Genomic DNA, 10,740 nt, shown 5'->3' on the forward strand with positions numbered 1-10,740 from the left:
CTCCTAAAGTTTTCTCGACTATTTTTTCGCTTTCATTAAATATGTTTCTACGAAGCTAGTAGTTGTTTCTCCATTAATAAACGCTTCGTGCTCTGCCACTTCCTTAAGCATCGGAATATTTGTTTTTATTCCTTCGACATGGTAATTTCTTAGGGCATTTTGCAACTCTTTAATCGCAGCCATTCGATCGCTGCCACGGACAATTAACTTAGCAATCATCGGATCATAGAAAGGAGTCACCTTACTAGTAGCATCAACACCAGTTTCATTACGGATATTTTCACCTTCTGGTAACTTGAAAGCCGTTATTTGCCCTGGTGAAGGGAAAAATCTTACCGGATCTTCTGCATAAATTCTTACTTCAATCGCGTGGCCGTTTAATTGAATGTCGGACTGTTTAAATGCCAGCAATTCACCAAAGGCAATTTTTAATTGCTGTTCTACTAAATCTAAACCTGTTATTTCTTCTGTAATCGGATGTTCTACTTGTAATCGCGTATTCATTTCTAAAAAATAGAATTTTTTATTCTCATCAACTAAAAATTCAATTGTTCCCGCATTTGTATAACCAATTTCTTTTGCAGCCCGAACAGCAGCTTCCCCCATTGCTTTCCTTGTTTTTGGATCTAAAAATGGTGATGGCGCTTCTTCGACTACTTTTTGATGGCGTCTTTGAATAGAACATTCTCTCTCCCATAAATACACGGTATTTCCAGCTTTATCTGCCAGTACTTGAATTTCAATGTGACGTGGGTTGGAAATATATTTTTCTAAATACATTGCGCCATCACCAAAGAAATCTTGAGCACGTTTTTGATTACTCGCAAATGCTTTTAGTAAATGTTCTTCGTCTTGAACAATTTGCATGCCAATTCCACCACCGCCACTTGATGCTTTTAACATCACAGGAAAGCCCATTTCACGTGCTCTTAGGATCGCTTCTTCCACATCAATTAAAGGAGCATTTCCTCCTGGAACAATGGGAACATTAGCCTTTTCCATTGTTTTTCTAGCGGCGATTTTACTCCCCATACTTTCAATAACGTCAGGACTCGGTCCTATAAACATAATCCCCGCTTGTTCACACTCTCTAGCAAAGTTAGCATTTTCCGATAATAGGCCATAACCAGGATGGATTGCTTCTGCACCAGTAAGTCTTGCAATCTCAATGATCTTTTCTACTTTCAAGTAGCTCTCATTGACTCTCGGTGGTCCAAGTAAAAATGCTTCATCTGCATATTGCACGTGAAGAGCTTTTTCATCTGCCTCAGAATAAACGGCCACAGTTTTAATCCCCATCTTTCTACACGTACGCATCACACGAATCGCAATTTCTCCCCGATTGGCTATTAAAATTTTCTTAAACATCAGCTCACCTCTCTGTAATCTTATTAAGTTACTTTTTACTAAAAGTTGTGCACATAGCGATTGCCAAGTGGCGAAAGGCTCATGTTCTAACAAGCAATACTATGCGCAATCTCTTTTAGCAAGCTTGCGACGAGTCTAAGCGCAAGGAAGTATGATCGTGTATGTACGGACTAGCCTTTAACTAGTCCGATAAAAACAAAGAAACGTATAACTAAACTTATGAAAGAAGTTGACGGGCAATCACTAGTCTTTGAATCTCTGAAGTTCCTTCGCCAATTTCCATTAACTTAGCGTCTCTTAAATAACGCTCAACTTGATACTCTTGCATATAACCATAACCGCCATGAATTTGAATTGCTTGGTTACACACTCGTGTCGCCATTTCCGAAGCAAATAACTTTGCATAAGCGGCCTCTTTTTTGAATTGCTTATTTTGATCCTTTAACCAAGCTGCTTTTAGGACCATGTTTCTTGCCAATTCAATTTCCATCGCCATGTCTGAAAGCTTAAACTGAATTGCTTGAAAACTAGCGATTTTCTTTCCAAACTGCTTTCTTTCTCGTGAATATTTTAAGGCCGCTTCAAATGCAGCTTGAGCAATTCCAACTGCAAGTGATGCAATCGAAATCCTGCCTCCATCTAATGTATAAAGAAACTGGCTGAACCCTCTTTCGGGATCCCCTAACAAATTTGTCTTTGGTACGCGAACATCCTCTAAGACTAGTTCAGTTGTATTAGAAGCACGAACACCCATTTTTTCATACGGTGTATTGATTGTAAGACCAGGAGTATCTGTTGGAACGATAATCGCTGAGATCCTATTTTTTCCACGCTCATCTTTTCCCGTCACTGCTGTAACAATGACGGTTCTGGCAAAGCTTGTATTCGTAATCCAGCATTTTTCACCGTTAATGACAAAATCATCACCATCAACAACTGCTTTTGTTTGAGTACCACCTGCATCTGATCCAGCATTCGGTTCCGTTAGACCAAAAGCACCTAAAGACTTCCCTGATGCTAGTGGCACTAAATGTTCACGCTTTTGTTCTTCAGTCCCAAAATAAAAAAGTGGACTTGCCCCTAAAGAAATCGCAGCAGCGTAGCTTAAACCGGTACTACCGCAAGCTTTACCAATTTCTTCAACAGCTAGTATATAAGAAATCGTATCTCCACCAGAACCACCGTATTCCTCTGGAAACGGAATGCCTAATAGACCTAATTCCCCCATCTTCATGAAAGTCTCAATTGGAAAGCGTTCTGTTTTGTCCAACTCAATAGCAAAAGGAGCAATTTCTTTTTTAGCAAAATCCCTAACCATTTCCTTAATCATCTGTTGTTCTTTTGTTAATTCAAAATTCATAAGTATCCCCCTTGTTTTCCAATGTAAGTGCTTACAATTATTCTTTTAAAAAAACTTGATTAATCACCTGAACAACCGCTCATTCAGTTCAAAACCAAACTCAACTCTATTATATTATAATATTTAGAATTTTAATAATATTTTCTCTCGAAAATTATAAAATTTGTCACTTGACAAATTCCCCATTTTTAATATCTGATCAATATTGTTACAATAAGCATATGGAACAATTAAGAAAAGGAGAATATACTTTGGCAACAAATCGCCCTTATTTATCTTTAGTTCAGAATTCTGTTATAGATGACAACATTACCTTCGAGGAGATTGCCCATAATTATTTGTACCTTGCCAGACAAGGCGACAAAACTTTTCTAATGCATGATGTTGAAGTTGGTTTAAATAATAGTGCCTCAGCTAAAACGGCGATGAGTAAGTCAGGGACATATGAGCTCCTTTCTTACTATCAAATTCCGGCTGTTGAGCATATTTTTTTATTAAACGAAAACTCAAGATTTGCTCACAATAATCCCTTTGCTGAAGCAGAAAAGTTATTTTTTCAATGGGGTAGAAGTGTTGTATTAAAGCAAGATAACGGTTCTCAAGGGAGTAATGTATACAAAATTACTACTGTAGACGAATTAGAAGCACGCTTGCATGAGTTATTTAGTTTGCAAGTAAATGGTGCAATTAGTCCGTATAGAGAATCAAATCATGAATATCGAATTGTCACCTTAAATCATCAGCCAAAACTTTTTCTGGCAAAAGAACGAACAACGTCTTGGAAACACAATCTAATTAATGGTGCTATTTCTAAAGATGTACCTGAGGAAAAAATCCCTATTTTATCCGAGCTAGCAATAAGAGCTTCAATGGCATTAGATCTTGAATTTTGTACAATAGATATTTTAGAAACGACAAACGGTTTACACGTCTTAGAAATTAATGAACAAGTAATGCTTGATGAATATTGCAAAGGCAACAAAGAACGCCAAGCTAAAGTTGCTGCATTATATCGAGAAGCTATTTTACAGCGATTAGCCAAAGAAGATAAATTTAAATGATACATGTCCCTTTCAAAGTCAAGTAAGTTTGCATAGGATAATCTTATGTGAAGAGAGTTTGCTTTGTGGGGGGGAAGTAATATGGAAAATAGCCATTTACAAGAGGAGATTAATGAATTAAAAACAAAAGTCGCCCTACTAGAAGATCGCCAAAGGCAGCTAGAAGATGTTCCTACTTATGAAAAAACCGAAAACATGATCAATCGCCAAATAGAAACTTTACCGAAAGAAGAAAAAATTATTGTCATTATTAGAGACACCATCAAAAATGAAAATTTGGTAACTAATGAACTCATGGAGAAAAAATTATCGAAGTTAAAGCTATGGCTTTATGTTACCGTTGTTGGGTTCGTAGGCTTAGGAATGAAATTATTTATATAAAAAAGCGAAGGAGCTTAAATAAAATGAGCCCTTCGCTTTTCTTTTTAAAATTGGATAGCTGTATCAAGTGCAATCTCAACCATTTCACCAAAGGTTTCTTGGCGCTCTGCTGAAGTTGTTTCTTCTCCTGTTAATACATGATCACTAACCGTTAAAATCGAAAGAGCTCTCACTCCGAATTTAGCAGCTAACGTATAAAGGGCTGTTGTTTCCATTTCAAGAGCTAAGATACCATGCTTTGCCCAATTTTGAACTGCTTCTTTATCCTCATTATAGAATGTGTCACTCGTAAACACGCTTCCGACATTGACTTTTTTATTTCTACTAATTGCAATATCATAAGCGGTTTTTAATAAATCGAAGTTTGCGGTAGGAGCATAATCAATTCCCTTAAAACGAATTCTATTTACAGCAGAATCCGTTGAAGCACTCATAGCAATTATTAGGTCTCTAACTTTTACGTCTGCTTGGATTGCTCCACATGTTCCAACTCGAATTAAGTTTTTCACGCCATAGCTTTGCATTAATTCTTGGGCATAAATCGAAATGGAAGGGATGCCCATTCCTGTTCCTTGCACAGAAACACGTTTACCTTTATATGTACCTGTATATCCTAACATTCCACGAACTTCATTATAACATTGGGGATTTTCTAAATAGTTTTCTGCAATAAATTTTGCTCTTAGTGGATCTCCCGGTAATAAAATCGATTCTGCTATTTCATTTTCTTTTGCACCAATATGTACGCTCATTGTTAAACCTCCTATAAAATCTAGTTTTAATTTACCATATATTTCTCAAACCTTAAAGCACTAGCTATTTGCTAGACTATTTTAAGCTTTATAGGTATTTTAACCATGAAAAAACCCTTTCAGTTTGTATAGCACCCCTATTAAGGTTTCCCCTATTAGAGACTATATACATGAAGGGATTGTTCCTAAAAAATTATTAAGATAGATGTTTATCTCTTTTTACTCTAGCCTTTTCAATTACTAATGCTTTTTTAGTAACAAGCCTTTTTCTTTCATCAAAACAAGAGGAACTTTTAAGTTTTTCCTGAAGGCTTTTTACTTTTTCTACATCTTTATTACTTAGAAATTCATTGTTGTCCATGAATAAAACCCTTTCCAAAAAGTTTGTTATACAACAAATCTCCCCTAGTCTATATTAAAAAAACTGATGTGTTATATTAATAATTATAACACAGTGACAGTACCATGACCTATAATAAATAATTGAATCGGTATGAAAGGGCTAACCTAAGTATAGGTCAGCCCTTTGACTTTTTAGCAACACTCATTAACCCCAACCATAACAAGGCCAGAACCTTGTGGAGTTTCCTGATAATCAAGTGTTAACCCTTCAGTTTGATCTTTAATACTTTTTTCAAAAGCTACTTGAACATCGTTAATCGTTTCTACGATATCCTGTTCTGTTGCCTCATCCAGAGACAATCCTAATTTTGGACCACCTCAGCCCATTCCAGCAAAAATGACTTTAATTCCTTTTGCATTGTTTTGTTCAAGAACTTCTTGAATAAACGTCTTTGCTTTTTCTGTAATTTTCATATTTTCACCCCAAAGAAATCTTTCGTGAATTATTTTATTTATAACTCGTAAATATCGTAACAATAATTACTAGTATTCACAAGAAAAACGACTATAAACGTAGAAGTAATAGAAAAATAAAGTAAATAAAGTAGGTAAGCCTCTAAAGCTATCCCTACTTTATTTGCGTATTTATTGTACCGAATATGGTCTTACAAACACTTTTGATCCTAGAGATAAACGATACCGTTTTTGAGTCGTTAATGCCATGAAAAATACGAATAACAATTAGAAAATAGACGAAAATTGTTAAAGCGATTAATACATATACCATCAATATCTCCCCTTACTAAGTGAGAATAATTTTCACTATCATTATATCCTTTTTTTACTAATGGTTTCAAGCAAAATTAAAATATTTTCTGAAAATGTCACAATTTTATGAATTAACCTTAATAGGTTGACAGTCAAAGTCTAGTTATGTAACCTAAACTAGACAATTTAATACCTTCGTTAGGTGAGGCTCCTGTGCTGGAGATACGCTACTGCCCAAAAAAACGCTCTCCATGGATAATCATGTTAATGTTTTTAGGTTTAATTACAGCCGGGGTTATCGGAGAGTTTGAAGCGACTCTCAGGGGAATTTTACTAGCCGCGATAGTCGGTGTTTCATTGTTTTTCACATTAAGTATATCAACGATGGTAGGCGCAACTGTTCCTTTGTTGATTAATAAGTTAAAAATCGACCCTGCGGTTGCTTCGGGACCATTTATTACGACTATTAATGACATAATGGGATTAATTATTTACTTTTCAATCGCCACTGCCTTTTTAGAATATCTGCCAAAATAAATAGCGTAAAAGAAATCCTATAGTTTAAGTAAAAAAAATACCACAGCTGTGGTATTTTTTTTATTACTTATTTTAATAGGTATACTCTTGCCTCATATGGCTTTAATGTAAACTTTTCAACGTTTCCTTCAGAAATGTCATAGTTAGAAACGATTAGCTCACTACTTGAAAATTTAAGATCATTTGGTAAAACAAAGGTTGGCTCATTTCCATAGAAGTTACAGATGACAACGAGCTTATCATCGCCTAATGTGCGAACGTAAGAAAAAATTTCAGGATCGTCTTCTAAAATTAAATCGTAACCACCGTAAACGATGATTTCATGTTCTTTTCGTAGTCGAATTAAGTTTTGATAGTAATAAAAGATAGAATTTTCATCTTCGACAACTGCCTTAGCGTTAATTTCTTTATAATTTGGATTTACTTCAATCCAAGGCGTTCCTGTTGTAAAACCAGCATGCTCACTATCATCCCACTGTACAGGAGTTCTAGCGTTATCTCTTCCCTTAACGTAGATTGATTCCATGATTTTTTCGTGGGGAATGCCTTGTTCACGTTTTTCTTTATACATGTTTAACGTCTCTATATCTTTATATTGGTCAATATTTTCAAAACGAATATTCGTCATACCCATTTCTTCGCCCTGGTAGATGTATGGTGTACCCTTCATCATATGGAGTAACGTTGCCAGCATTTTGGCTGATTGTACGCGATATTCACCATCATTTCCAAAACGAGAGACCATACGCGGTTGATCATGGTTATTAAAATAGAGACTATTCCAACCGATATGTTCTAACCCCTTTTGCCAACCAGATAAATTTCCTTTTAGATCAGCTAATTTTAACGGGCGAAGATCCCATTTTCCATCTGGTCCTGAATCTAGGTCAACATGCTCAAATTGAAATACCATATTTACTTCGGCACGATCTTCAGCTGTATACATTTGAGCCTCTTTGAAAGTTACCCCTGGCATTTCACCAACAGTCATTACATCATAGTTTGCCGTTGTTTTTTCATGCATTTCATGCAAAAATTCGTGAATACGAGGCCCATTCATAAAATACTTATGCCCAGAAACATATTTTTTGCCTGCTTCTGTCGGTGCATCAGGAAGTCCTTCCACTTTTGAGATGAAGTTGACAACGTCCATTCGAAAGCCATCAATCCCTTTATCAAGCCACCAATTCATCATCTTATAGACTTCTTCTCGTAACTTCGGATTTTCCCAATTTAAATCAGGTTGCTTTTTTGAAAATAAGTGTAAAAAATACTCATCAGTTGTTTCATCATATTGCCAAGCTGAACCACTGAAAGCACTTGCCCAATTATTTGGCTCTTTCCCGTCTTTACCAGGGCGCCAAATGTAATAATCGCGATATGGGTTATCTTTTGATTTTTTTGATTCAATAAACCATCGGTGCTCATCTGAGCTATGGTTGACAACTAAATCCATAATAAGTTTCATTCCACGGTTATGAACCTCAGCTAAAAGCTCTTCCCAATCAGCCATTGTTCCAAACTCGTCCATAATATCTTGATAGTCACTAATATCATAACCATTATCATCATTTGGGGATTTATAAACTGGAGAAAGCCAAATTACATCAATCCCTAGTTTTTTTAGATAGTCTAGCTTTGAAATAATCCCCCTTAAATCACCAATACCATCACCATTGCTATCTGCAAAGCTACGAGGATAAATTTGATAAACGACACTTTCTTTCCACCATGTTTTTTTCATATACTATGTAGTCAACTCCCTTTAAAATTTAAACAAGCACAAATTATAGTTTTTCCGATAACCTTCATTTTACAATATGAATTCTAGTTTGTGCAAACGGTTTCCCGAAACTGTCACTAATAAAACTAGTATGAAATTTCCTGAAATTGTTTTATCTAGTATACGTTGTGAAGGAATAAGCGTTCAAGTCTTCCAAACCTGGTCCTGTTGGGGTGAGAAACAGGAAAGGAATTATAATTTCGTTTTAAAAAAGAACTATTTTTAGGAAGTTGCTAATAAAAAAAGGATTGTAGCCTCTAGTTTGATTAGAGGCTCAATCCTTTTTTTCTACTCTGCTTTTTCGAATAGCTCTAGTTCTTTTAATTCTGCTAAAAGCACTTCATTTTCAGCTTCCATACTTAATTCAATAATTTGTCCAGGTTGTAAAGCAATTGCCAATACTCCTAATAAACTTTTTGCGTCAATAACCCAATGATCTTTTTTTATTAAGATCGTTTCAGTGTGCTTACTCGTAGTGTTGACTAGCTTGCTAGCTGCTTCTGCAAAAATTGGTGTTAACACTTTAAGTTTCATTGCAGTAATCTCCTTTTCGATTAAGAATAATAACTTTCCTAGATATTATCTTATTTTTCCAGGGAAATTGAAAGACATTTAACGAAAAAGTCAATGTTTTTCTTAAAATTTCCTCGAATTAACTAAATCAACCTGTTTAAAATTTTTCTAGTTATGCTTATCTAAAACGGACAAAAATATTTTTATGAAAACTTCTTCTATTAGAATAATAGTTTTAATGAGATTTATAGTTATTTTTAACTGCGTCTTATTGGAAAAATTATACTAAAAAAGCAAAAGAGATTATATTAATTTAAAGATTTAAAATTTTCTAAATTTTAACTTGAAAACGTTTACTTTTTAAGGTAAATTCAAGGCAAGAACCGAAAGGTAATTTTTAGAAAGGGGGAGACCGCTTGTTTTTAAATAATCGGTTTCATTTCACTACCGATTGAGCACTCGCTCAGTATTGTGCTCTTTTATCTATTCTTGTATCTACGAGGGAAACAGAAGCTTTTTAATTTAAAGGGGGAGTTTTCATGGACGCTTATAAAAAAGAAGTATGGTTCACAATTATCATGTCAATCATTCTCGTCATTTCAGGGCATTTAGGAATTTTCTTTTCACTTTTTCCCGTTGATGGCTATTTATTTGGTTTTCCTATCATGTATATTGTTCCAATTCTTGTCGGTTGGTTTGGTATTCTTGCGTTAACAATTATTTCTGGAAAAATTGGCAATCACATTGATGAAGCAATCGAAAGAGAAAATCAAGAAAATACGAAAAAAAGTGGCGAGGAGGTCATTTAAATGGAAGATCAGGTTTGGCAAATTAGTAATCCCATCCTAGGAATTGTTATCGTTATTTTAACCTTTATTCTCTTCTACGTTGTTGCCTATATTTCTAACCGTGCAAGTTCCTCGGTAGAAGATTTATACGCCACAAAAGGTGGGGTAGGACCAATTACGAATGGGCTTGCGATGGCCTCGACCTATATGAGTTTGGCTACATTTTTAGGCGTTACGGCATTAATCTTACGTCTTCAAGCTCCTTTCGTCATGTTATGGATTCAATTTATTTTAGCTATTCCGTTAATTACAATCATTTACGGTGTAAGTTTACGGAGAATGGGGGCATTTTCACCGACTCACTTTATTAGAGATCGTTATGGAAAGTCGGCATCGATTATTGCTGCCCTGTGGATGATCCTCGTATCGATTATGTATGCATTAGGACAGATGATTGGTATTGCTGTTACCTTTGAAACATTATTAGGAATTCCGTATATGACTGGCTTATTTGTTGGTGGTTTTCTGATCATTGGCTATGTAACAATGGGTGGAATGAGTGGAGCCACTAATAATGCAGCCATTCAAATGGTGATTATTGCCTTAATGTTTATTGTCCCATTAGGTGCAATTATGAAGATGATGGGTAGTACAGGTTGGTTTTTCCCACCTCTTTTCTATTCAGACATGGTACCAGCTATGTTAGAGGCGTTACCGACTTTCTTTGATTATCAATACTCTGTGAAATGGTACGTGGCCTTAATTCCTGCGCTAACAATTGGGTCACTTGGTTTACCTCACCTAGCAATGCGTGTCTATACTGCATCTAGTTTAAAGAGTGCTCGTTCTGCAATGGTTTGGTTTGCTTTGGCACTCGGATTAGTATTCTCAGCAACGTATACAATGGGATTTGCTGGAGTATTTGAAATGACAGCTAACGGAACATTTATTGCTCCTGGAGATACTGATAAATTAACAATTATTTTAAACTTAGTTTATAACCCTGAGTGGGTTACTGCATTAGTTATCGCTGGAGCAATCTCAGCAGGTTTATCTACATTAAGTGGTAACCTCCTTGCTATTGGTG

Annotated in this window: 12 protein-coding genes and 1 pseudogene; 5 read left to right on the plus strand and 8 right to left on the minus strand. The window is 35.5% G+C overall.

What is annotated here, in order from left to right; all coding sequences use genetic code 11:
* Positions 1–18 precede the first annotated feature (18 nt).
* On the minus strand, positions 19–1,368 hold the full coding sequence (locus ACK4M9_RS11120; protein WP_409850365.1) for an acetyl-CoA carboxylase biotin carboxylase subunit: 1,350 nt from the start codon (positions 1,366–1,368) through the stop codon (positions 19–21).
* A gap of 217 nt (positions 1,369–1,585) precedes the next feature.
* Entirely contained in the window at positions 1,586–2,728 is a 1,143-nt protein-coding gene (locus ACK4M9_RS11125) for an acyl-CoA dehydrogenase (protein ID WP_409850367.1), read from the minus strand.
* A 251-nt stretch (positions 2,729–2,979) separates the two neighbouring features.
* Between ACK4M9_RS11125 and ACK4M9_RS11130 the strand changes: the two genes are divergently transcribed.
* Both ACK4M9_RS11130 and ACK4M9_RS11135 read left to right on the plus strand, forming a co-directional pair.
* Positions 2,980–3,789, plus strand: coding sequence for an ATP-grasp domain-containing protein (locus ACK4M9_RS11130; RefSeq protein ID WP_409850369.1), 810 nt, complete (start codon positions 2,980–2,982; stop codon positions 3,787–3,789).
* Positions 3,790–3,870: 81 nt separating this feature from the next.
* Complete coding sequence (locus ACK4M9_RS11135; RefSeq protein ID WP_409850371.1) at positions 3,871–4,170, plus strand: hypothetical protein; 300 nt, start codon at positions 3,871–3,873, stop codon at positions 4,168–4,170.
* Positions 4,171–4,214: 44 nt separating this feature from the next.
* On the opposite strand, the gene deoD is transcribed toward ACK4M9_RS11135, so the two are convergent.
* From deoD to ACK4M9_RS11155, 4 genes are all read right to left on the minus strand, one after another.
* Positions 4,215–4,922: a purine-nucleoside phosphorylase gene (gene deoD / locus ACK4M9_RS11140; RefSeq protein WP_409850372.1), complete on the minus strand. Its 708-nt coding sequence runs from the start codon at positions 4,920–4,922 to the stop codon at positions 4,215–4,217.
* A gap of 196 nt (positions 4,923–5,118) precedes the next feature.
* Positions 5,119–5,283, minus strand: a complete 165-nt coding sequence (locus tag ACK4M9_RS11145; RefSeq protein ID WP_409850374.1) for a hypothetical protein — start codon at positions 5,281–5,283, stop codon at positions 5,119–5,121.
* Positions 5,284–5,456: 173 nt separating this feature from the next.
* Positions 5,457–5,738 carry an iron-sulfur cluster biosynthesis family protein gene (locus ACK4M9_RS11150; protein ID WP_409850376.1) on the minus strand — a complete coding sequence of 94 codons (282 nt, stop codon included), beginning with the start codon at positions 5,736–5,738 and terminating at the stop codon, positions 5,457–5,459.
* A gap of 154 nt (positions 5,739–5,892) precedes the next feature.
* Positions 5,893–6,051 carry a hypothetical protein gene (locus ACK4M9_RS11155; RefSeq protein ID WP_409850378.1) on the minus strand — a complete coding sequence of 53 codons (159 nt, stop codon included), beginning with the start codon at positions 6,049–6,051 and terminating at the stop codon, positions 5,893–5,895.
* Positions 6,052–6,269: 218 nt separating this feature from the next.
* On the opposite strand from ACK4M9_RS11155, the pseudogene ACK4M9_RS11160 reads away from it, so the two are divergent.
* A pseudogene (locus tag ACK4M9_RS11160) lies at positions 6,270–6,569 on the plus strand (magnesium transporter); the annotation flags it as partial.
* 67 nt (positions 6,570–6,636) lie between these two features.
* Here the strand turns inward: ACK4M9_RS11160 and ACK4M9_RS11165 are convergent.
* The gene (locus ACK4M9_RS11165) at positions 6,637–8,313 is read right to left on the minus strand and encodes a glycoside hydrolase family 13 protein (protein WP_409850380.1); all 1,677 of its coding nucleotides are present in this window, start codon (positions 8,311–8,313) and stop codon (positions 6,637–6,639) included.
* A 327-nt stretch (positions 8,314–8,640) separates the two neighbouring features.
* The gene (locus ACK4M9_RS11170; protein WP_409850382.1) at positions 8,641–8,886 is read right to left on the minus strand and encodes an HPr family phosphocarrier protein; all 246 of its coding nucleotides are present in this window, start codon (positions 8,884–8,886) and stop codon (positions 8,641–8,643) included.
* Between the two features lie 518 nt (positions 8,887–9,404).
* On the opposite strand from ACK4M9_RS11170, the gene ACK4M9_RS11175 reads away from it, so the two are divergent.
* Both ACK4M9_RS11175 and ACK4M9_RS11180 read left to right on the plus strand, forming a co-directional pair.
* Positions 9,405–9,674 (plus strand): hypothetical protein, encoded by a 270-nt coding sequence (locus ACK4M9_RS11175; RefSeq protein WP_409850384.1) that lies wholly within the window; start codon positions 9,405–9,407, stop codon positions 9,672–9,674.
* On the plus strand, positions 9,675–10,740 hold a 1,066-nt coding region (locus ACK4M9_RS11180; protein WP_409850386.1), incomplete at its 3' end, for a sodium:solute symporter family transporter. It lies immediately after the preceding gene.

This window comes from Anaerobacillus sp. (genome assembly GCF_046314235.1).
GTDB lineage: Bacteria > Bacillota > Bacilli > Bacillales > Anaerobacillaceae > Anaerobacillus.